19 protein-coding genes are annotated in these 21126 nt (G+C 61.3%); 9 read left to right on the top strand and 10 right to left on the bottom strand.

The window, feature by feature from the left end:
• Positions 1–39: 39 nt before the first annotated feature.
• The 3 genes from fecA to AB1462_RS01730 all read right to left on the bottom strand — a co-directional run bounded on the left by fecA (position 40) and on the right by AB1462_RS01730 (position 3896).
• Positions 40–2379: a TonB-dependent Fe(3+) dicitrate receptor FecA gene (gene fecA / locus AB1462_RS01740; protein ID WP_367246053.1), complete on the bottom strand. Its 2340-nt coding sequence runs from the start codon at positions 2377–2379 to the stop codon at positions 40–42.
• 90 nt (positions 2380–2469) lie between these two features.
• Complete coding sequence (locus AB1462_RS01735) at positions 2470–3411, bottom strand: FecR domain-containing protein (protein WP_315335565.1); 942 nt, start codon at positions 3409–3411, stop codon at positions 2470–2472.
• Positions 3408–3896, bottom strand: a complete 489-nt coding sequence (locus AB1462_RS01730; protein ID WP_090409062.1) for a sigma-70 family RNA polymerase sigma factor — start codon at positions 3894–3896, stop codon at positions 3408–3410. Before AB1462_RS01730 ends, AB1462_RS01735 begins: the two co-directional genes overlap by 4 nt.
• 170 nt (positions 3897–4066) lie before the next feature.
• Between AB1462_RS01730 and AB1462_RS01725 the strand changes: the two genes are divergently transcribed.
• Genes AB1462_RS01725 through AB1462_RS01705 form a run of 5 tightly spaced genes read left to right on the top strand, consistent with a single transcriptional unit; the run spans position 4067 to position 7829 of the window.
• Positions 4067–4369 (top strand): DUF3649 domain-containing protein, encoded by a 303-nt coding sequence (locus AB1462_RS01725; RefSeq protein ID WP_090409059.1) that lies wholly within the window; start codon positions 4067–4069, stop codon positions 4367–4369.
• A complete protein-coding gene (locus tag AB1462_RS01720; RefSeq protein WP_367246052.1) occupies positions 4366–5940 on the top strand; it encodes a PepSY-associated TM helix domain-containing protein in 1575 nt (524 codons plus the stop codon). The genes AB1462_RS01725 and AB1462_RS01720 overlap by 4 nt, the downstream gene beginning before the upstream one ends.
• The gene (locus tag AB1462_RS01715; RefSeq protein WP_367246051.1) at positions 5941–6267 is read left to right on the top strand and encodes a DUF3325 domain-containing protein; all 327 of its coding nucleotides are present in this window, start codon (positions 5941–5943) and stop codon (positions 6265–6267) included.
• A 9-nt stretch (positions 6268–6276) separates the two neighbouring features.
• On the top strand, positions 6277–6855 hold the full coding sequence (locus tag AB1462_RS01710) for an RNA polymerase sigma factor (RefSeq protein WP_090409049.1): 579 nt from the start codon (positions 6277–6279) through the stop codon (positions 6853–6855).
• On the top strand, positions 6852–7829 hold the full coding sequence (locus AB1462_RS01705; RefSeq protein WP_090409046.1) for a FecR family protein: 978 nt from the start codon (positions 6852–6854) through the stop codon (positions 7827–7829). The genes AB1462_RS01710 and AB1462_RS01705 overlap by 4 nt, the downstream gene beginning before the upstream one ends.
• Here AB1462_RS01705 and AB1462_RS01700 read toward each other — a convergent pair whose 3' ends face one another.
• Together AB1462_RS01700 and yejK are read right to left on the bottom strand one after the other, a co-directional pair.
• Positions 7830–8180, bottom strand: coding sequence for a glutaredoxin family protein (locus AB1462_RS01700; protein WP_367246049.1), 351 nt, complete (start codon positions 8178–8180; stop codon positions 7830–7832).
• Complete coding sequence (gene yejK / locus AB1462_RS01695) at positions 8180–9184, bottom strand: nucleoid-associated protein YejK (RefSeq protein ID WP_012722392.1); 1005 nt, start codon at positions 9182–9184, stop codon at positions 8180–8182. The genes AB1462_RS01700 and yejK overlap by 1 nt, the downstream gene beginning before the upstream one ends.
• Positions 9185–9580: 396 nt before the next feature.
• Between yejK and AB1462_RS01690 the strand changes: the two genes are divergently transcribed.
• Positions 9581–9862 carry an HU family DNA-binding protein gene (locus AB1462_RS01690; RefSeq protein WP_090409040.1) on the top strand — a complete coding sequence of 94 codons (282 nt, stop codon included), beginning with the start codon at positions 9581–9583 and terminating at the stop codon, positions 9860–9862.
• Between the two features lie 67 nt (positions 9863–9929).
• Here the strand turns inward: AB1462_RS01690 and rlmF are convergent, their stop codons facing one another.
• The 5 genes from rlmF to AB1462_RS01665 form a co-directional block, all read right to left on the bottom strand.
• The gene (gene rlmF, locus AB1462_RS01685) at positions 9930–10946 is read right to left on the bottom strand and encodes a 23S rRNA (adenine(1618)-N(6))-methyltransferase RlmF (protein WP_090409037.1); all 1017 of its coding nucleotides are present in this window, start codon (positions 10944–10946) and stop codon (positions 9930–9932) included.
• A 238-nt stretch (positions 10947–11184) separates the two neighbouring features.
• Positions 11185–14031: a valine--tRNA ligase gene (locus AB1462_RS01680; protein WP_367246048.1), complete on the bottom strand. Its 2847-nt coding sequence runs from the start codon at positions 14029–14031 to the stop codon at positions 11185–11187.
• Between the two features lie 198 nt (positions 14032–14229).
• On the bottom strand, positions 14230–14625 hold the full coding sequence (locus tag AB1462_RS01675; RefSeq protein ID WP_090409031.1) for a DNA polymerase III subunit chi: 396 nt from the start codon (positions 14623–14625) through the stop codon (positions 14230–14232).
• Positions 14626–14629: 4 nt separating this feature from the next.
• Positions 14630–15058 carry a DNA polymerase III subunit chi gene (locus tag AB1462_RS01670; protein ID WP_090409028.1) on the bottom strand — a complete coding sequence of 143 codons (429 nt, stop codon included), beginning with the start codon at positions 15056–15058 and terminating at the stop codon, positions 14630–14632.
• A 151-nt stretch (positions 15059–15209) separates the two neighbouring features.
• Positions 15210–16700, bottom strand: coding sequence for a leucyl aminopeptidase (locus AB1462_RS01665; protein WP_090409025.1), 1491 nt, complete (start codon positions 16698–16700; stop codon positions 15210–15212).
• 283 nt (positions 16701–16983) lie between these two features.
• On the opposite strand from AB1462_RS01665, the gene lptF reads away from it, so the two are divergent.
• From lptF to lepA, 3 genes are all read left to right on the top strand, one after another.
• Positions 16984–18102, top strand: a complete 1119-nt coding sequence (gene lptF, locus AB1462_RS01660) for an LPS export ABC transporter permease LptF (protein ID WP_090409020.1) — start codon at positions 16984–16986, stop codon at positions 18100–18102.
• On the top strand, positions 18095–19174 hold the full coding sequence (gene lptG, locus AB1462_RS01655) for an LPS export ABC transporter permease LptG (RefSeq protein WP_090409017.1): 1080 nt from the start codon (positions 18095–18097) through the stop codon (positions 19172–19174). Before lptF ends, lptG begins: the two co-directional genes overlap by 8 nt.
• A 151-nt stretch (positions 19175–19325) precedes the next feature.
• Complete coding sequence (gene lepA, locus AB1462_RS01650; protein ID WP_027604664.1) at positions 19326–21125, top strand: translation elongation factor 4; 1800 nt, start codon at positions 19326–19328, stop codon at positions 21123–21125.
• The last annotated feature ends 1 nt before the right edge of the window (position 21126 follow it).

Here is a 21126-nt window from a genome sequence, read left to right as displayed (position 1 = left end):
GCAAGCCCGCTCGCCACAGGTGGTGTGTTGCTTGGACAGTTAGAACGCGATAGACGTCTGCACATACACCGTGCGTGGTTCACCGACGTATTTGCCCTTGTTGTTATCGTCGAACGAGCGCGTGAAGTACTGCTTGTTGAAGATGTTCTTCACGCCGACCGCCACGTTCAAATCCGACAGTTGCGGGCCGAAATCATAGGCCGCGCGGCTGCTGAACAGCATGTAGCCGGGGATGCGTCCGTTGGCGCCGTCAGCACTTTCCGTCTGAGTGTTGGCGTTATCGGCGAACTGGCTGCTCTGGTAGCTGCTGTCCACATTGAGTTTCCAGCGCCCTTCGGTGTAACCCACGCCGAGGGTGCCTTTGTGCTTGGACGAGAAGGGCACGCGGTTGCCTTTGTTCGGACCGTCTTCGCGGATGGTGGCGTCGACGTAGGCGTAGGTGGCGTACACATCGAAACCGGCCAGCGCCGGGCTCAAGCCGTCGAGGGCGTAGTTGACGCTGGTTTCGATACCCTGGTGGCGCGTTTCACCGCGGGCGATGACCGAGTCGTTGGTCTGGTTGCTTTCATACTGGTTATCGAAGTTGATCAGGAACGCGCCGATTTCCGCGCGCAAGGTGCCGTCATCGTAACGGGTACCCAGTTCCCAGGTGCGGGCTTTTTCCGGTTTGACTTCACCGCTGGTGACGCGGTTGGGCATCTGGCTGTACTGCACGCTGCCGAATGAACCTTCGGTGTTGGCGTACAGGTTCCAGTCGTCGGTCACGTGATAGAGCACGTTCAACGCCGGCAGTGCGGTGTTGTAGTCGCCTTTGTATTTGACGTTGGTCAGGTTGTTGCTTTGCTGGGACTCGATCATCTCGTAGCGAATGCCTGGGGTGATCGTCCACTTGCCGATATCAATCCGGTCATCGACGAAGAAGGCATTGGCTTCGGTGCCGCCGCGCGTGTCGCGGTCGTTGCGGCTGTCAGTCGTGGGGATTTGTTGGTTGTTGGCTGAAATCGGCGTGCGATAGCGCAACTCGTGGCCGGCTTCGTTGATGTAGCGGTAGCCGACGCCCACTTCATGGCTGGTCGGGCCGAGGTCAAAGCCTTGGGCGAAACGGGTTTCCACGCCGCGCACCCAGTATTCACGCGGGGACAGCGACAGGAAGGTGCCCTGGTCCAGGTAGCCGCTACGCAGGGTCTTGGTGAAGAAACTGTTGACGGTGAATTCGCGGCGGTCCTGCTCATAGCGATAGCCGACGTTGAACATCGTACGACGGCCCCAGAATTTGTCGTAGGGGCGGGTGGACTGATACGGATCGGCCTTGTAGTCCGCAACGTTCAAACCCCCAGGCATATCGGCCCGGCCTTCGTAGTACTGCGCCATGGCGTTGAAGCTGTTGGCGTCGTCGAGCTGGTATTTGCCTTTCAGGATCAGGTCGTCGATACGCGTGTTGCTGTTTTCGCGCCAGTCTCCGCCACGGGTGCCGGAATACAAAATCGCGCCGCCCAGGCCATTCTCGGCAGTGCCGCCGGCCAGCAGGTTGCCGGTGGTCTTGAAGCCGTCATGGCTGGAAGACGGGCTGGTTTCGGTCTGCAAGCCACCTTTGACGGTGGGTGCATCCGGGATCGCACGGGTCACGAAGTTGACCACGCCGCCGACGTTCTGCGGGCCGTAGCGCACCGCGCCGCCGCCACGTACCACGTCCACGGCGTCCATGTTGCTCATGCTGATCGGCGCGAAGGACAGCTGCGGCTGGCCGTACGGCGCGAAGGGTACGGGGATGCCGTCCATCAACACCGTGGAGCGTGATGCCAGGCGCGGGTTGAGACCGCGAATGCCGAAGTTCAGCGCCATGTCGTGACTGCCGGTGCCGTTATTGTCCGGGGCGTTGACGCCGGGGATGCGGTTGAGCACGTCCTTGGCCTGGGTGGCGCCCTGGCGTTCGAATGCTTCGCGGCGGATCACATCACGGGCGCCGGGGTGTTCGAATACATTGGTTTGCGCCGCATCGCCGAGCCAGTCGCCGACCACGCTGGAGGTCGCCAACTCGACAGCCGCCGGCGCTGTTGCCGGTTGCAGGCTGTAGGCATTGTCGCCTTCGGCGCGGGCTTGCAGGCCGGTGCCTTCCAGCAACTTCTGCAGGCCCTCGGCAGCGCTGTAGTTGCCGGACAGCCCACGACTCTGCATACCGGCCGTGACTTCGGAGCCGAAGGAAATCAACACGCCGGCCTCACGGCCAAACTGGTTCAGGGTTGCTTCCAGCGAGCTGGGCGCGATGTGATACGGCTTGGCATCGGCCGCCATCACGCAAGGCAGTACGGTGAAACTGAGGCTGGCGCCCAGTAGCAGATGACGCAAGGTGCGGGCGAGAAGGGTGGGTTGCTGGGGCATGAAGGGCGGTCCTGAGAAGGAAGGATCAAGGTGGCTTTCCTTCTCTGTCACGCGAGGTGCGGAAAACGGCTCACGGTGGCTGAAAATAATTTACGCCCGTGCCTGGACGTTCACCCAATAGCGGGTAAAACGCCGCACCTTGACCGGCAGACTGACTTCCAGCAGGTCGAGAATGCGTTCGCTGTCGTCCAGCGGGTAGCTGCCGGACAGCAGCAGGTTGGCGACTTGCGGATCGCAATTGAGTTGGCCACGGCGATAGCGGCCCAGTTCGGCGAGGAAGTCCTCGAGGCGCATATGCGCGGCCACCAGCATGCCGTCGGCCCAGGCGCCGCTATTGGCGTCGGCAGGGCGCGGGGTGTCCCAGCCTTTGCGGGTGAAATTGACCTGGCGCGCCGCTTCGACCGTCAAGGGCAGGCCGCTGTAGCGGTTGGGCATTACGTCGACGTGGCCGTCGAAGACCGCCAGTTGGGTGTGGTCGTTGAATTGGCGCACATTCAGGCGCGCCGCCTGGCTGCTGAGCAGGCCCTGGCCGGTCAACACCTGCAAGGGCGTGTCGCCGGCAATGCCGGTGAGCAGGATCTCGCCTTCGAGCAGGCGGATCAGCCGTTGCCGGCCGTCGAAATGCACATCCACGGCGCTGCCGGTATTGAGCTGCAACTGGCTGCCGTCGGCCAGTTGCACCTTGCGCCGTTGGCCCACGGGGCTGCGATAGTCGGCGGTCAGCGGCGGCAAGATATGTTGCTGGCGCAGGCTCCAGGCGGCGGCCGAACCGGCGCCGAGGATCAGCAACAACTTCAGCGCCTGGCGCCGACTGCTGGACTTCGGCGCGTTCAACGCCGCATGGGCCAGGGGCGAGGGCATGCCGCGCAGGCGTTGGTTGACGCGCTGGATATGGTCCCAGGCGCGCTGGTGTTCGCTGTGGGCATTCAGCCATTGCTGCCAGGCCGCTTGCTGGCGCGGGTTGAGCGTGCCTTGCTGCATTTCCATCAGCCAGTGCACGGCCTGTTCGGCAACCTGGGTCGAGACATTCATAGGGCGAAGTAGCAGCGCAGGGCGGCTTTATTCAGGTGGCGTTTGACGGTGGCGATGGAGATGCCCAGTTCGGCGCCGATCTGCGCATACGTCAGGCCGTCGAGTTGGGCCAGCAGGAACGCGCGTTTCACCAGCGTGGGCAAGCCGTCGAGCAACTGGTCCAGCTCGACCAGGGTTTGCAGGATGATCGCGCGCTCTTCTTCGGATGGCGCTACCTGTTCAGGCATCTGCGCCAATGCGTCGAGGTAGGCGCGTTCCAGGTCCTGGCGGCGGTAGAAGTTGAACAACACGCGCTTGGCCACCGTGGTGAGGAAGGCGCGAGGCTCGATCAGCGTCGGCGCTTCCCGTGCGGTCAGGACCCGGATGAAGGTGTCCTGTGCCAGGTCCGCAGCGCTTTGCGGGCAGCCGAGCTTGCGTCGCAACCAGCCGGTGAGCCAGTGGTGATGGTCGTTGTACAAAACTTCGACGGTGTTGGACGGGCTCAACGCGAACACTCCACAAGCTTCGGCATGCTTTAGAGAACAAGAATTGTTCGCATTGTAGGGTGCGAGACACGCTTCGGCAATCCGGCAGGGCAGGTGATTCATCCGTTCTGTTTTGCTTATGAGAATATTTATCATTAATATTGCGCACTGATGAACCTGGCGCCTCCCGCATGAAAAGCAAAACCTCACTGCCCGCCTCCTATCGTCTCGCTGTCACATCGCGGGTGCTCGCCGCTGTGGTCGGCGGTTACTTGATCGCGTCCCTGGCCAGCATCTGCCTGGCGCTGTGGATGCCGACCTCCCGCGCCGATGCGGTGATCACCGGGATGATGAGTTCGTTTGTGTTCTATCTATTGGCGGTGCTGTGGTGCTTTGCCTGTCGTACGGCATGGCGTGCCTGGTGTGGCGTGATGCTGCCGAGTGCGGCGTTTGCCACCCTGGCGGGCGTGGGCTTGTGGTTGGCACGCCCATGAAAGAGGGCTTTCGCCAGGCCATGGCCTGGTTGCACACCTGGGCCGGGCTGATTTTTGGCTGGCTGCTTTTTGCGATTTTCCTGACGGGCACCCTGGCCTATTTCAAGGATGAAATCAGCCACTGGATGCAGCCCGAGGTGCTGGCCCATCCCCTGGATGATGCGCGCAGTCTGAGCGTCGCCCAGGACTACCTGCAGAAGGTCGCGCCCACGGCCGCACGCTGGTTCATCACCTTGCCGGACAGTCGCGACCCTGGCCTGTCAGTGATGTGGCAAGACAAAGTCGACCCCGGCAAACGCGGCAATTTCATTCAGAAAACCCTCGACCCCGTCAGTGGGCAGGCCGTAGAGGCCCGTGAAAGCATGGGCGGAGATTTCTTCTATCGCTTCCACTTCCAGCTGCAAATGCCGTACCCGTGGGGCCGCTGGCTGTCGACCATCGCAGCGATGGTGATGTTCGTGGCGCTGATCACGGGCATCATCACCCACAAGAAAATCTTCAAGGACTTCTTCACCTTCCGCCCCCGCAAAGGCCAGCGCTCCTGGCTCGACGGGCATAACGCGGTGGGGGTGCTGGTGCTGCCGTTTCACCTGATGATCACCTACAGCAGCCTGGTGATTTTCATGAGCATGGTGATGCCTGCGCCGATCCTGGCCTCTTACGGCAACGACAGCCGCGCCTTCTTCAGCGAGGTATTCCCGGCGACCAACAATGCGCCGGCGCTGGGGCAGCCGGGCAAACTGTTGCCACTGCTGCCGATGTACGAGCAAGCGCGGGCACAGTGGGCCGGCGGACATGTCGGACGGCTGGCGGTGAATAACCCGAGCGATGTGAATGCATCGGTGAATGTGTTCCGCGCCGGTTCCGACAGCGTGGTGCATGATTTCGGCAGCACCGTGGCGTTCAACGGCACCACCGGCGAGCTGCTGCGGGTCAGCGGCGAGCAGTCGTTGCCGGCGGTCATCGGTGGCAGTTTCTACGGCCTGCACATGGGCCATTTCGCCGGCCCGGTGCTGCGCTGGTTGTACTTTATCTGCGGCCTGGCGGGCACGGCCATGATCGGTACGGGGCTGGTGATCTGGCTCGGCAAGCGTCAACTCAAGCATGCAAAATCCGCGGTGATGCCGTTTGAACTGCGGCTGGTGGATGTGCTGAACATCGCCAGCATGTCCGGGCTGTTGATCGCCATTGCAGCGTTCTTCTGGGCCAACCGTTTATTGCCGGTGAGCTTCGCCGAACGTTCTGACTGGGAAGTGCAGACCTTCTTTATCGCTTGGGGCCTGAGCCTGTTGCACGCGATCCTGCGTCGAGGCCGCCAGGGCTGGGTTGAGCAGTTGAGCTTCGCAGCGCTGCTGTTTGCCGCAATCCCGTTGCTTAATGCCCTGACCACGTCGCAGCACTTGGGCGCTTCACTGGCAGCGGGCGACTGGGCCATGGCCGGCTTCGACCTGACCTGCCTGGCCAGCGGCGTGTTCCTCGCCTGGGCGGCCTGGAAGATGCAACACCGCAAGGCGCCGCAGCCCAAGACCGAGCGGGCAAGGCCGCTCCACCTCAAGCAGGAGGCGAACTGAATGCTCCTCGCGCTGCTGATGTGTTACGCCGGGTTCACTGCCTTATGCCTGTCCACCGACCGCCACCACGGCGAACTGCTGCACAGCAAGCCATCGCCTCGGCGGCGGCTTGCTTTGCGCGTCATCGGTTGGCTGCTGCTGACCGTCGCGATCTGGCCCGCAGTGGCTATCGCCGGTTGGGGCCAGGGCCTGGTGGAGTGGTGCGCGGTGTTGATGCTCAGCGCCCTGTTGCTGGTGCTGTTGTTGCCGTATCGGCCAAGGCTGGCCTTGATCCTGGCGGGCGTCGGCCTGCTGGCCAGCCCTGTTGCGGCCTTCGCCACCCTCTGAGCCCCTGCCATGATGATCAGCACCCCACCCGATTCCCAGGACAGCCCGCCGGCTGACGCGGCGGGTGGGCGTGCGCATTTCCTGCAAGTGTTCTTGTCCCAGCGTTCGCAGATGGAAGCGTTGGTGAGCCGACGCGTAGGTTGTCGCGCCACGGCGGCCGACCTGGTGCAGGACCTGTTCCTGCGTTTTTGGCGTCGGCCATTGGTGCAGGTCGAAGAACTCAGCACCTACCTGTTGCGTTGCGCCGGCAATATCGCCATCGACCACCTGCGTAGCGAAGGCGCACGGGTGCGCAGCAATGAAGGCTGGCTGCCGGAACAGCAGGATAACCAGGGCTCCGAACCCCAGGCGGCGCTCGAGGCGGGCAACGACCTGCGCCATGTCGAAGCCGCCCTGCGCAGCTTGCCGGAGCGCACCCGGCAGATCTTCCTGCTCAACCGCATTCATGGGCGCAAGTACGCGCAAATCGCCAAGGCCATGGGCCTGTCCCAAAGTGCCGTGGAAAAACATATGATGCGTGCCCTCGAAGCCTGCAAAGCCAGCCTTCGCGAACCATCGCCACCGCGCACGCCAAGGAAAGCACCGTGAACGTCACCCCCACGCCCGACCAGGAACAAGCCGCACTGGCCTGGCTGAGCCTGTTGCACGACCAGCCCACCAGTGGCGACCAGGCCACCTTCAGCCGCTGGCTTAGGGCTGATCCTGCGCACGTCGAAGCGTACGCCCAGGCCCAGGTGCTCTGGGAGTTGAGCGAAGTACCGGCGCGCCAGTTGGCGGATGAAGACGCGCTGGCATTGCAGGGTTACCTCAAGGCGATGAACACCCCGACGCGCTCGCGGGTAGTGCGCTGGTCCGGCGCCTTGGCCATGGCGGCGTGCCTGGTGTTGATGGTGTGCGTGGGCGCCGGTTGGCAGCCTTCGCGTTGGATCGATGACATCGGCGCCGATTACGTGAGCGCACCGGGAGAGGTGAAGACCGTCACCCTGGCCGACCAGTCCCAGGTCACCCTGGATGCGGACAGCGCAATTGCCGTGGACTTCAGTCACGGTGAGCGGCATATCCAATTGCGTCGCGGTGCGGGTTTTTTCAGCGTCACCCACACCGGCCAGTCCTTTGTGGTCGAGGCGGGCAGCGGCGAAGCGCGGGTGCTGGGTACGCAGTTCGAAGTGCGCCTGCAACCGGCGGGGGCCGAGGTGACGGTGTTGTCGGGGCGGGTGGGTGTGACCGCGTCGAAACAGGGCCAGCAGCAAATTCTCACGGCAGGCCAGCAAGTGGCCTACGCCGATGGCATCGCCGATCCCCTGCACGCGGTCGACAGCGAATCCCGCCTGGCCTGGCGTGATGGCTGGCTCAACTACTACAAGGCGCCGCTGGCGCAGGTGGTCAACGACTTGGGGCGTTACTACCCTGGTCGCATCCTGCTGCTCAACGAAGAGATGGGCGCCAGGCGCGTCAGCGGCAGTTTCCCGAGCAAGGACCCGCAGGCGGTACTCAACGCCTTGCAGGCGGTGTTGGGGTTCGAGCAGCACAGCCTGTTGGGGCGGGTGATCGTGGTGCGTTGATTACTTCAGCGCTGTCATGATCGCGTCAGGGTTGTAGTCGCGAATCAGCGTCCCATTGACGTCCACAAACGGAATCCCACCACCGCCCAGCGCCTCATACGCCTTGCGCGCCTGGGCGTCCTTCTCGATGTCGAAGGCCTGGTAGGGAATACCCTTCTGGTCCAGGAAGCGGCGGATCTGCTTGCAGTAGCCACACCATTCGGTGGCATACAGCGCCACTCGCGCCGATGCTCGCGTCTGCTCCGAGACCACCTGGGACGGGTTGAACAGCCGCTCGATCTTGCCCCAGTTCTGGATAACCACCACCACCAGCAACACCAGCAGGACTTTCTTGAGTACCCCGCCGAGCATCAGTTACGGCGCTTGAGCTGGTCGGTCAGTTGGGTTGGCAGGCCCTTGATGATCAGGGTACCGGCGGCTTCGTCGTACTCGATCTTGTCGCCCAGCAGGTGTGCTTCAAAGCTGATGGACAAGCCCTCGGCGCGGCCGGTGAAGCGGCGGAACTGGTTGAGGGTGCGTTTATCGGCCGGGATTTCCGGCGACAGGCCGTAGTCCTTGTTGCGGATATGGTCATAGAACGCCTTAGGCCGATCTTCATCGATCAACCCCGACAATTCTTCAAGGCCCATGGGTTCGCCGAGCTTGGCCTGGCTGCTGGCGTAATCGACCAGGGTCTTGGTTTTTTCGCGGGCGGATTCGTCCGGCAGGTCTTCGCTTTCGACGAAGTCGCTGAAGGCCTTGAGCAGGGTGCGCGTCTCGCCTGGGCCGTCGACGCCTTCCTGGCAGCCGATAAAGTCGCGGAAGTACTCCGAGACCTTCTTGCCGTTCTTGCCTTTGATAAAGGAGATGTACTGCTTGGACTGCTTGTTGTTCTGCCACTCGGATACGTTGATGCGCGCTGCCAGGTGCAGTTGGCCCAGGTCGAGGTGGCGCGACGGGGTCACGTCCAGCTCGTCGGTCACCGCCACGCCTTCACTGTGGTGCAGCAGGGCGATGGCCAGGTAGTCGGTCATGCCTTGCTGGTAGTGGGCAAACAGCACGTGCCCGCCGGTGGAGAGGTTGGACTCTTCCATCAGTTTTTGCAGGTGTTCGACGGCGGTGCGGCTGAACGTGGTGAAATCCTGGCCACCCTCGAAGTATTCCTTCAACCAGCCGCTGAACGGGTGCGCGCCGGACTCGGCATGGAAGAAACCCCAGGCCTTGCCTTGTTTGGCGTTGTAGCTCTCGTTGAGGTCGGCAAGCATGTTCTCGATGGCGGCCGACTCGGCAAGCTCGGAGTCGCGGGCGTGGAGAACTGCGGGTGTGCCGTCGGGTTTCTTGTCGATCAGGTGGACGATGCAATGACGGATCGGCATGGGCTTCTCGGCTGGTTGAAGGGGAGCGGTTGGCCTCCCCGAAAAGTTGCCCAGTGTACCGCACCCATTGGTCAAGACACGCGTTGAAGGCCATTTTGGATGCTCTCCTACGGGCCATATGCTTTTTTTTCACTGTTTAGAGCGATAAAGCTGACCAAATGGGTATGTTGAGGCGGATATTTCCCCGTCTCTGTGCTAGTTTTGCCCCGTCTTGCGCCATGTCTCGGCGTTAAGCGTGCATTCAGCATCTGTCAGGTCGAACCAATCCCCGTTTCAAGCATCTATAACCCCGATCTCCGTGGTTATAGCCGGGGGTGCCAGGCCATGACGGTCGGGCTCGACGGCTGACACTGCACTCTGCAATCCATATGAATTTGATAGGGAAGGAACACCACAATGGCTATTACTAAAGACCAACTGATCGCTGACCTGGCTGAAGCAGTAGACGCACCGAAAACCACCGTGCGCGCTCTGCTGGACCAACTGAGCCAAGTTGTTGCTGACCAGCTGGAAAACGGCGGCGAAATCACTCTGCCAGGCGTTGGCAAACTGAAAGTGACCGAGCGTCCTGCCCGTACTGGCCGTAACCCTTCGAATGGCGCTGCCATCGAAATCGCTGCCAAGAAAGTTATCAAGCTGGTTGTGGCCAAAGGCCTGAGCGACTCTGTTAACAAGTAAGACGCAGCAAAAAAAACCGTGCTCCGGAGTGATCCGGGCACGGTTTTTTGTTGCCTGCGATTTGTCTCTATCGCACCCAGCGCTGGCGCCAGATCTGCTGTTCGTTCTTGGTCTGGAAGGTCCAGGCCACGAAACGGCTCTGCTTCTGGCCCTGGGACATTTCCACCACCTGGCTTTCCAGCACGCCGGCTTTTTTCAGGGCGGTCTCGATCGCGGGCAAGTTTGACGCTTTTGACACCAGGGTGCTGAACCACAACACCTTGTGGGCAAAGTGCGCGCTCTCGGCGATCAACTGTGTCACGAAGCGCGCTTCACCGCCTTCACACCACAACTCGGCTGATTGGCCGCCGAAGTTCAGCACCGGCAATTTGCGCTTGGGATCGGCCCTGCCCAGGGCGCGCCACTTGCGCTCGCTGCCCTTGGTGGCTTCGTCCATGGACGCGTGGAACGGCGGGTTGCACATGGTCAGGTCAAAACGCTCGCCCGGCTCCAGCAGGCCCAGCAGGATGTGCTTGGGATTGGTTTGCTGGCGCAGCTGGATGACCTTGCTCAGGTCGTTGGACTGCACGATGGCCTTGGCGGCGGCTACGGCGGTAGGGTCGACCTCCGAGCCGAGGAAATTCCAGCGGTACTCCATATAGCCAATCAGCGGGTAGACGCAGTTGGCGCCCATGCCGATATCCAGCACCTTGACGATTGAGCCCCGGGGAATCTTGCCGTCGTTGGTACTGGCCAGCAGGTCGGCGAGGAAGTGCACATAGTCGGCACGCCCTGGCACCGGCGGGCACAGGTAATCCGCCGGAATGTCCCAATGCTGGATGCCATAGAAGGCCTTGAGCAACGCCCGGTTGAACACTCGCACTGCGTCCGGGCTGGCGAAGTCGATGCTTTCCTTGCCGTAGGGGTTGATGATTACGAATTGCGCCAGTTCCGGCGTAGTCTTGATCAGCGCCGGGAAGTCGTAACGGCCCTGGTGGCGGTTGCGCGGGTGCAGGGTGGCCTCTTTGCGCGGCGCGACGGGTTTGGCCGTGGCTGCGGTTTTAGGCTTCTTGCGTGGAGGTTTGGGCGTAGTGGGGGCGGTCATGATGATTCTGGTGTTGGCTCAAAGTGGTGGGCATTGTCACACATTCCCGAGGATAACTCGGTCAAATGTGGGAGGGGGCTTGCTCCCGATAGGGGTGGATCAGTCAATACTAGCCTGGCTGACAGATCGCCATCGGGGGCAAGCCCCCTCCCGCATTGACTGTATTGCCAGCAAGGGATTGGGAAACGCCAGGCAAAAAAAGAGACCCGAAGGTCTCTTTCTCCACGCGAATCAAGCCTTACAGGCTGGAAATCCGCGCATGTTGCTCCGCCAGCTTGCCCAGGGCCTGTTCGGCCTCGGCCAGCTTGGCGCGTTCTTTGTCGATCACCTCAGCCGGTGCCTTGTCGACGAATGCCGCGTTGGACAGCTTGCCGCCCACCCGCTGCACTTCGCCTTGCAGGCGCAGGATTTCCTTGTCGAGACGGGCCAGTTCCGCGCCCTTGTCGATCAGGCCGGCCATCGGCACCAGCACTTCCATGTCGCCGACCAGTGCGGTCGCCGACAGTGGTGCTTCGGCGCCATCGGCCAATACAGTGATCGATTCCAGCTTCGCCAGCTTCTTGAGCAGCGCATCGTTCTCGGTGAGACGACGCTGGTCTTCGGCGCTGGCGTTCTTCACGAATACCGCCAGTGGCTTGCCCGGGCCGATGTTCATTTCGGCGCGGATGTTGCGCGTGCCGAGCATCAGGGTCTTGAGCCATTCGATGTCGCTTTCGGCCGCCTCATCGATGCGTGCTTCGTTGGCCACCGGCCAAGGTTGCAGCATGATGGTCTTGCCTTCGATACCGGCCAGCGGCGCCAGGCGCTGCCAGATTTCTTCGGTGATGAATGGCATGAACGGATGCGCCAGGCGCAGCGCCACTTCCAGCACGCGCACCAGGGTGCGACGGGTACCGCGCTGGCGTTCGATCGGCGCGTTTTCGTCCCACAGCACGGGCTTGGACAGTTCCAGGTACCAGTCGCAATACTGGTTCCAGATGAACTCGTACAAGGCTTGTGCGGCCAGGTCGAAACGGAACTGGTCGAGTTGGCGGGTCACTTCGGCTTCGGTGCGTTGCAGCTGCGAGATGATCCAGCGATCGGCCAGGCTCAGTTCGACCGCTTCGCCGTTCTGGCCGCAGTCTTCGCCTTTGTCCAGCACGTAACGCGCGGCGTTCCAGATCTTGTTGCAGAAGTTGCGATAGCCTTCGACGCGGCCCATGTCGAACTTGATGTCGCGACCGGTGGATGCCAGCGAGCAGAACGTAAAGCGCAGGGCGTCGGTGCCGTAGCTGGCAATGCCGTCGGCGAACTCGTCGCGGGTCTGCTTCTCGATCTTCTTCGCCAGTTTCGGCTGCATCAGGCCCGAGGTGCGTTTCTGCACCAGGGTTTCCAGGTCGATGCCGTCGATGATGTCCAACGGGTCCAGGACGTTGCCCTTGGACTTGGACATCTTCTGGCCTTGGCCATCACGCACCAGGCCGTGCACGTACACGGTCTTGAACGGTACCTGCGGCGTGCCATCCTCGTTCTTCACCAAATGCATGGTGAGCATGATCATCCGGGCAACCCAGAAGAAAATGATGTCGAAGCCGGTCACCAGCACGTCGGTGGAGTGGAATTTCTTCAGGAATTCGGTCTGCTGCGGCCAACCCAGGGTGGAGAACGTCCACAGGCCCGAGCTGAACCAGGTGTCGAGTACGTCGTTGTCCTGTTGCAGCGCGACGTCCGGACCCAGATTGTTCTTGGCGCGTACTTCGGCTTCGTCGCGGCCGACATAGACCTTGCCCGACTCGTCGTACCAGGCCGGAATGCGGTGGCCCCACCACAGCTGACGGCTGATGCACCAATCCTGGATGTCGCGCATCCACGAGAAGTACATGTTTTCGTACTGCTTGGGTACGAACTGGATGCGGCCGTCTTCCACGGCATCAATCGCAGGCTCGGCCAGGGGTTTGGTCGACACGTACCATTGGTCGGTCAGCCACGGTTCGATGATGGTGCCGGAACGGTCGCCCTTCGGTACTTTCAGGCCGTGGTCGTCAACGCTGACCAGCAGGCCGGCGGCGTCGAAGGCAGCAACGATCTGCTTGCGTGCTTCGAAACGGTCGAGGCCGGCGTATTCGGCCGGGATCTTGCCGTCGATGCTGTCGTTCAGTGTGCCGTCGAGGTTGAACACCTGGCAGGCCGGCAATACGGCGGCGTTCTTGTCGAAGATGTTCAGCAGCGGCAGGTTGTGGCGCTTGCCGACTTCGTAGTCGTTGAAATCGTGGGCCGGGGTGATTTTCACGCAGCCGGTGCCGAATTCAGGGTCGCAGTAGTCGTCCGCGATGATGGGGATGCGGCGGCCAACCAGTGGCAGCTCGACGAACTTGCCGATCAGTGCCTGGTAGCGCTCGTCATTCGGGTTAACCGCGACGGCGGCGTCGCCAAGCATGGTTTCCGGACGGGTAGTGGCGACGATCAGGTAGTCGTTGCCTTCAGCGGTCTTGGCGCCGTCGGCCAGCGGGTACTTGAGGTTCCACAGGAAACCTTTCTCGTCGTGGTTTTCCACTTCAAGGTCGGAAATCGCCGTGTGCAACTTGGTGTCCCAGTTGACCAGGCGCTTGCCGCGGTAGATCAGGCCGTCTTCATGCAGGCGCACGAAGGCTTCTTTCACCGATTCCGACAGGCCGTCGTCCATGGTGAAGCGCTCGCGGCTCCAATCGACGGACGAACCGAGGCGACGGATCTGACGGCTGATGTTGCCGCCGGACTGGTCTTTCCATTCCCAGACTTTTTCCAGGAATTTCTCGCGACCCAGGTCGTGACGGTTCTGGCCGGTGGCTTCGAGTTGGCGCTCCACCAGCATCTGGGTGGCGATACCGGCGTGGTCGGTACCCGGTTGCCACAGGGTGTTGCGGCCCTGCATGCGGCGGAAGCGAATCAGCGCATCCATGATCGCATTGTTGAAGCCATGGCCCATGTGCAGGCTGCCAGTGACGTTCGGTGGCGGAATCATGATGGTGTAGGACTCGCCCGCGCCTTGCGGAGCGAAATAGTTCTCGGACTCCCAGGTGTTGTACCAGGAAGTTTCAATAGCGTGCGGCTGGTAGGTCTTATCCATGCGCGGCGGGACCCTAGTTGGCATTTATTCAGGAAAGCCGGCGAGTATAACGGGGGATAGGGCGCAGGGCGAGTTAAGGTGCAGGCAATCAAATGTGGGAGGGGCTTGCCCCCGATGGCAATGTGTTAGCTATATATGGGCTGACTGATACACCGCCATCGGGGGCAAGTCCCCTTCCACAGGGGATCTAATTACGATTCAGGACTGGTACTGGCTGAGCAACCGCTCCATCCGCGCATCCATCCGGCGCTTGATTTCGGTTTCGATATGCGGGGCAAAGTCGTCGATCACGTCTTGCATGATCAATTGCGCGGCGGCACGCAGTTCGTTGTCCAGGTGCAGCAGCAGGGCGTCGGGCCCCTTTTCGGCGGGCGCAGGCGCAGCGTCCACGGCAACGGGGGCTTCGACGACTGGCTCCGATGCAGCCTGCTTGCTGCCGACCATGTCGAACAACAGCGGAATCTGTACCTCGCCATCGGCCTGTTCGGTCAGCAGCGGCGGTTGCAAGCCATCATCACCCAGCAACTGACGGATCGACTCGAGGTCGTCCAGCAGGTGGTCATCTTTTTTTGTAGAGTTGGGAGTGTCCATCATGTACTCAAAGTCGTTGTAGCCGGTGATCTTGCAAAGGATAGCCCTGTTCGCGGTAGAAACGGAAACTCTCCCGCGCGGCCTGACGAATAGCCGGATCTTCCACCACCACTTCCGCCACGCGGGCGAAGGCCTTGGCAAAAGGCGGTACTTTCAGGTCGAGGTTGACCAGCAGGTCATGGTGATTGCCGCAACTGTCGCCCAAGCCCAGGACAACCTGGCCTTCGGGTTCGGATTCTGCGGGGCCGTGGGGCACGAAGCTTTCGCCCTTGAAGCGCCACAGGCGGGCGTCGAGCTCGTCGCGTTGGGTGGCATCGCTGCAATGCAGGTAGATGCGGTGGCCCATGCGCCAGGCTTTTTCGGTGAGTTTGCAGGCAAAGTCCAGGCGCGCGAGGGGATCGGCGCTGGGCACTATATAGAAGTCGACTTGGGTCATTGGTTATTCACCACAGTAAAAATCCCGTAGCAGCTGCCGAGCGCAAGCGAGGCTGCGTTGCGGTGTGTCAAGAACTCCGCCAACGCAGCCTCGCTTGCACTCGGCAGCTGCTACGACCGGGGTGATCAGTACCACCCAGGCGTTTTCAGTTTCAGGCTTTGGCGCGGTCCAGCAGGTATTGGGTGAGCAGTGGCACCGGACGGCCAGTGGCGCCCTTGTCCTTGCCGCCGCTGGTCCAGGCAGTGCCGGCGATGTCCAGGTGCGCCCAGTTGAAGTTCTTGGCAAAGCGCGACAGGAAGCACGCGGCGGTGATGGTGCCGGCCTTCGGGCCACCAATGTTGGCGATGTCGGCGAACGGGCTGTCCAGCTGTTCCTGGTACTCATCGAACAGCGGCAGTTGCCAGGCGCGGTCATCGGCGGCCTTGCCGGCGCTGAGCAGTTGCTCGATCAGTTCGTCGTTGTTGCCCAGCAGGCCCGAGGTGTGGGAGCCCAGGGCAACGATGCAGGCGCCGGTCAGGGTGGCGATGTCGATTACGGCTTGCGGCTTGAAGCGCTCGGCGTAGGTCAGGGCATCGCACAGCACCAGGCGGCCTTCGGCGTCGGTGTTGAGGATTTCCACGGTCTGGCCGCTGAGGGTGGTGACGATGTCGCCCGGACGGGCTGCGCCGCCGCTCGGCATGTTCTCGGCGCAGGCCAGGATGCACACCAGGTTGATCGGCAGCTTCAGCTCCAGCACGGCACGCAGGGTACCGAACACGCTGGCGGCGCCGCCCATGTCGTACTTCATCTCGTCCATGCCCAGGCCGGGCTTGAGGCTGATGCCGCCGGTGTCGAAGGTGATGCCTTTACCGACGAGGGCGTAGGGCTTCTCGGACTTCTTGCCGCCGTTGTATTGCATCACGATCAGGCGTGGCGGCTGGTCGCTGCCCTGGCCCACGGCATAGAACGAGCCCATGCCCAGTTCCTTGATCTTCTTCTCATCCAGCACTTCGACTTTCAGGCCCTTGAACTCTTTGCCCAGCGCCTTGGCTTGCTCGCCCAGGTAGGTTGGGTGGCAGATGTTCGGCGGCAGGTTGCCCAAGTCGCGGGTGAACGACATGCCATTGGCGATGGCCTGGGCGTGGGTCACGGCGCGCTCGACTTCAGCCTGGGCGGCCTTGATGGTCAGCAGGGTGATTTTCTTCAGGGCGCGGGGTTCGGCTTTCTGGCTCTTGAACTGGTCAAAGAGGTAGCCGCCGTCCACCAGGGTTTCGGCCAGCAGGCGGGACTTGCCGTAGCTGTCACGGCCTTTGACCACGATTTCATCGAGTGCCAGTGCTGCATCACTGCCGCCCAGGCCCTTGAGGGTGTTGAGGATGGCGCTGATGATCTTGCGGAACGGGCGGTCGCCCAGTTCAGCGTCCTTGCCCACGCCCACCAGCAATACGCGGTCGGCCTTGAGGTTGGGCAGGTTTTGCAGCAGCAGGCTCTGGCCCACTTTGCCGGCCAGGTCGCCGCGCTTGAGGACCGCACTGATTGCGCCGCCGCTGAGTTCGTCGAGTTGCTTGGCGGCAACGCCGAGCTTGCGGCCTTCGCCGATGGCGACCACGAGGGTGGCGGTTTTCAACGTTTCGGGGCTAACGCTTTTTACAACCAATTCCATTTTCGGGTCCCTTATAAAGGTCTGAGAGCCTGCGTTTGTACGCAGGCTTTAAAGCTTGGCAGCTGTGTAAACCGCCAGCGACAAAGGCCGCAGTTTGAACCTCGCCGACGGAGCCTGACAACCCTTGGCGCATGCTTTGTAGGTGCACGTGAGGTTGCGCAGTGACAGGCGCGGTCAATCACAGGATAATGCGCCATCTTTTTAGCCGGCCCGGTGTAAACGGGCTGACTCGGTATGCTTGCTTGTTTGGCCGCCTTAGCCTGACAACCCTGGAGTGTCTGGTTTGATCGTCTTCCGTTATCTGTCCCGCGAAGTCCTGTTGACCCTGAGTGCCGTGAGTGCGGTCCTGCTGGTCATCATCATGAGTGGTCGTTTCGTCAAATACCTGGCCCAGGCTGCGTCCGGCGCCCTGGACCCAGGCTCGCTGTTCCTGATCATGGGCTTTCGCCTGCCGGGTTTTTTGCAACTGATCCTGCCGTTGGGCCTGTTCCTTGGGATCCTGCTGGCATACGGCCGCTTGTACCTTGAAAGTGAAATGACCGTGCTCTCGGCCACCGGCATGAGCCAGCAGCGCCTGCTGGGCATGACCATGATCCCTGCCGCCGGTGTCGCGCTGATCGTGGCCTGGTTGAGCCTGAGCCTGGCGCCGCAGGGTGCCATGCAATTCCAGCTGGTGCTGAACAAACAGGACGCGATGACCGAGTTCGACACCCTCGAGCCGGGCCGTTTCCAGGCGCTTAATGATGGCTCGCGGGTGACTTACACGGAAACCCTGACCGACGACCGCGCCAACCTGGGCGGTGTGTTCATCTCCGAGAAGCGTTTTGGCCAAGACAAGAAAGACCGTGGCATTTCCGTGCTGGTGGCGGATTCGGGTCGCCAGGAAGTGCGTCCTGATGGCAGCCGCTACCTGATTCTGGAAAATGGCTATCGATACGATGGCAGTCCAGGCATGGCTGACTATCGCGCGATCAAGTACGACACTTACGGCGTGATGCTGGCCCGCCCGGACATCAGCGACGAAGTCACCGACCGCGACGCCATCCCCACGACGGACCTGCTCGGTAGCAAGGAACTGCGCTCCATCGCCGAGCTGCAATGGCGGATTTCCCTGCCGCTGCTGGTGTTTATCGTGACCCTGATGGCCGTGCCGCTGTCGCGCGTCAACCCGCGCCAGGGCCGTTTCCTCAAGCTGTTGCCGGCGATCCTGCTGTACATGGCTTACCTCACTATCCTGATTTCCGCCCGTGGCTCCCTGGAAAAAGGCAAGTTGTCGCCGACCCTGGGCCTGTGGTGGGTGCACGGGATGTTCCTGCTGATCGGCCTGGGGCTGCTTTATTGGGAGCCTATTCGTTTGAAAATGATGAGCCGTCGTGGCCAGAAGGAGTTGGCTCGTGGCTAAGCTCGATCGCTACATTGGTAGCAGCGTCCTGATCGCCATCCTGGCGGTACTGGGCATCATCCTGGGCCTGGCCTCGTTGTTCGCTTTCATCGATGAAGTCGGCAACGTCAGCGACACCTATACCGTGTGGGACGTGCTGAGCTACGTGGCGCTCACCGCGCCGCGTCGTCTCTACGACATGATGCCGATGGCTGCGCTGATCGGTTGCCTGATCGGCCTGGGCAGCCTGGCCAGCAACAGCGAACTGACCATCATGCGCGCCGCCGGGGTGTCCATTGGTCGTATTGTCTGGGCGGTCATGAAGCCGATGTTGCTGCTGATGCTGTGCAGCGTGCTGATCGGTGAATACGTAGCGCCGCCGGCCGAAAGCACCGCCCAGGCCAATCGCGCCCTGGCCCAGGGCTCGGGCGATGCACAAAGCGCCAAGCATGGCCTGTGGCACCGTCAGGGTGATGAGTTCATCCACATCAACGCCGTGCAACCGGGCGGACTGTTGATCGGTGTGACGCGCTACACGTTCGATAAGGAACGCCACATGCTGTCGTCGAGCTTCGCCAAACGCGCGCAGTACAGCGACGAAAAATGGCAATTGACCGACATCACCACCACTCACTTCCGTAATGTCGGCCAAGGCACAAAGGCCAGCACCGAAGTGATCAATGTGCCCAGTGAAGAGTGGGACATCGCCCTCAAGCCGGAACTGCTCAATACGGTGGTGATGATCCCCGAAAGCCTGCCGATCTCCGGGTTGTGGGGCTATATTCACTACCTGAAGGACCAAGGCTTGAATAACGGTCGTTACTGGCTGGCATTTTGGGTCAAGGTGTTGCAGCCGGTGGTGACCGCCGCGCTGGTGCTGATGGCGATCTCGTTCATCTTCGGTCCGTTGCGCTCCGTGACCCTCGGCCAGCGGGTGTTTACCGGGGTGCTGGTCGGTTTCACCTTCCGCATCGCCCAGGACCTGCTCGGCCCGTCGAGCCTGGTGTTCGGGTTCTCGCCGCTGTTTGCGGTGCTGGTGCCGACGGCCATCTGCGCCCTGGCCGGGTTCTGGCTGCTGCGCCGGGCAGGCTGATACCGCACTCCTGCACAAAAAATGCCCCACTCGAATGAGTGGGGCATTTTTGTTCTGGTCAGCAAAGATGACGTCTGGCCTGAGCATCAGGTACAATTCCCGGCTATTTTTCAGCGGGCAATCTGCCTGCAGCCTTTTTGAGTGTTGATCCGTGAGTGATTTGAGTCATATCCGCAATTTCTCCATCATCGCCCACATTGACCATGGTAAGTCGACGCTGGCCGATCGATTCATCCAGATGTGCGGCGGCCTTGCCGAGCGTGAAATGGAAGCCCAGGTACTGGACTCCATGGACCTCGAACGCGAGCGCGGGATCACCATCAAGGCCCACAGCGTTACCCTGTACTACACCGCCAAAGACGGTATCAAGTACCAGTTGAACTTCATTGACACCCCGGGCCACGTTGACTTCACCTACGAAGTCAGCCGCTCCCTGGCGGCCTGCGAAGGCGCGCTGCTGGTGGTGGACGCGGGCCAGGGCGTTGAAGCCCAGTCCGTGGCCAACTGCTACACCGCCATCGAGCAAGGCCTGGAAGTCATGCCGGTGCTGAACAAGATCGACCTGCCACAGGCCGATCCGGATCGCGTAAAAGAAGAAATCGAAAAAATCATCGGCATTGACGCCACCGACGCCGTCGAGTGCAGCGCCAAGACCGGCCTGGGCGTCGACGAAGTGCTCGAGCGCCTGGTCAAGACCATTCCAGCCCCCACCGGTAACTACGAAGATCCGCTGCAAGCGTTGATCATCGACTCCTGGTTCGACAACTACCTGGGGGTTGTCTCCCTGGTACGCGTGCGCCACGGCCGTGTGAAGAAGGGCGACAAGATCCTGGTCAAGTCCACCGGCAAGATCCACCTGGTGGACAGCGTCGGTGTATTCAACCCCAAGCACACCGCGACCACTGATCTGAAAGCCGGTGAAGTAGGCTTCATCATCGCCGGTATCAAGGACATCCACGGTGCACCGGTGGGTGACACCCTGACCTTGAGTTCCACCCCTGATGTCGACGTGCTGCCGGGCTTCAAGCGCATCCAGCCGCAGGTCTACGCTGGCCTGTTCCCGGTCAGTTCCGACGACTTCGAAGACTTCCGCGAAGCCCTGCAAAAGCTGACCCTCAACGACTCGTCGTTGCAGTACACCCCGGAAAGCTCCGACGCCCTGGGCTTCGGCTTCCGCTGCGGCTTCCTCGGCATGCTGCACATGGAAATCATCCAGGAGCGCCTGGAGCGCGAATACGACCTGGACCTGATCACCACGGCGCCGACGGTTATTTTTGAGCTGCTGCTTAAAAACGGTGAAACGATTTACGTCGACAACCCGTCCAAGCTCCCAGACCTGTCTTCCATCGAAGACATGCGCGAACCGATCGTGCGGGCCAATATTCTTGTGCCGCAGGAACACCTGGGCAACGTCATTACCCTGTGTATCGAAAAGCGTGGCGTGCAGCACGACATGCTGTTCCTCGGTACCCAGGTGCAAGTGACCTACGATTTGCCGATGAACGAAGTGGTCCTGGACTTCTTTGACCGTCTCAAATCCACCAGTCGCGGCTATGCTTCGCTGGATTACCATTTCGACCGTTACCAATCGGCTAATCTGGTGAAACTGGATGTGTTGATCAACGGCGACAAGGTCGATGCCCTGGCACTGATCGTGCACAAGGACAACGCGCACTACAAAGGTCGCCAGTTGACCGAGAAGATGAAAGAACTGATTCCGCGCCAGATGTTCGATGTCGCGATCCAGGCCGCCATTGGCGGGCAGATCATTGCGCGAACCTCCGTCAAGGCACTCAGAAAGAACGTACTGGCCAAATGCTACGGTGGCGACGTCAGCCGTAAGCGCAAGCTGCTTGAGAAGCAAAAGGCCGGTAAAAAACGCATGAAGCAAGTGGGCAACGTGGAAATTCCACAAGAAGCCTTCCTTGCGGTGCTCAGGTTGGATAGTTAGG

It is taken from the genome of Pseudomonas sp. SB113, from assembly GCF_040754745.1.
In the GTDB taxonomy this organism is placed as follows: Bacteria; Pseudomonadota; Gammaproteobacteria; order Pseudomonadales; family Pseudomonadaceae; genus Aquipseudomonas; species Aquipseudomonas grimontii.
The sequence above is the reverse complement of the archived record's forward strand: the minus strand, read 5'-3'. Positions and strand labels throughout refer to the sequence as shown.

Coding starts and splice junctions, on each gene's coding strand:
- AB1462_RS01680 (WP_367246048.1), bottom strand. CDS start 14,031: ATGGATAAGACCTACCAGCCGCACGCTATTGAAACTTCCTGGTACAAC.
- AB1462_RS01690 (WP_090409040.1), top strand. CDS start 9,581: ATGGCTATTACTAAAGACCAACTGATCGCTGACCTGGCTGAAGCAGTA.
- AB1462_RS01665 (WP_090409025.1), bottom strand. CDS start 16,700: ATGGAATTGGTTGTAAAAAGCGTTAGCCCCGAAACGTTGAAAACCGCC.
- AB1462_RS01675 (WP_090409031.1), bottom strand. CDS start 14,625: ATGATGGACACTCCCAACTCTACAAAAAAAGATGACCACCTGCTGGAC.
- fecA (WP_367246053.1), bottom strand. CDS start 2,379: ATGCCCCAGCAACCCACCCTTCTCGCCCGCACCTTGCGTCATCTGCTA.
- AB1462_RS01710 (WP_090409049.1), top strand. CDS start 6,277: ATGATGATCAGCACCCCACCCGATTCCCAGGACAGCCCGCCGGCTGAC.
- AB1462_RS01670 (WP_090409028.1), bottom strand. CDS start 15,058: ATGACCCAAGTCGACTTCTATATAGTGCCCAGCGCCGATCCCCTCGCG.
- AB1462_RS01725 (WP_090409059.1), top strand. CDS start 4,067: ATGAAAAGCAAAACCTCACTGCCCGCCTCCTATCGTCTCGCTGTCACA.
- AB1462_RS01700 (WP_367246049.1), bottom strand. CDS start 8,180: ATGCTCGGCGGGGTACTCAAGAAAGTCCTGCTGGTGTTGCTGGTGGTG.
- AB1462_RS01720 (WP_367246052.1), top strand. CDS start 4,366: ATGAAAGAGGGCTTTCGCCAGGCCATGGCCTGGTTGCACACCTGGGCC.
- AB1462_RS01715 (WP_367246051.1), top strand. CDS start 5,941: ATGCTCCTCGCGCTGCTGATGTGTTACGCCGGGTTCACTGCCTTATGC.
- AB1462_RS01735 (WP_315335565.1), bottom strand. CDS start 3,411: ATGAATGTCTCGACCCAGGTTGCCGAACAGGCCGTGCACTGGCTGATG.
- rlmF (WP_090409037.1), bottom strand. CDS start 10,946: ATGACCGCCCCCACTACGCCCAAACCTCCACGCAAGAAGCCTAAAACC.
- yejK (WP_012722392.1), bottom strand. CDS start 9,184: ATGCCGATCCGTCATTGCATCGTCCACCTGATCGACAAGAAACCCGAC.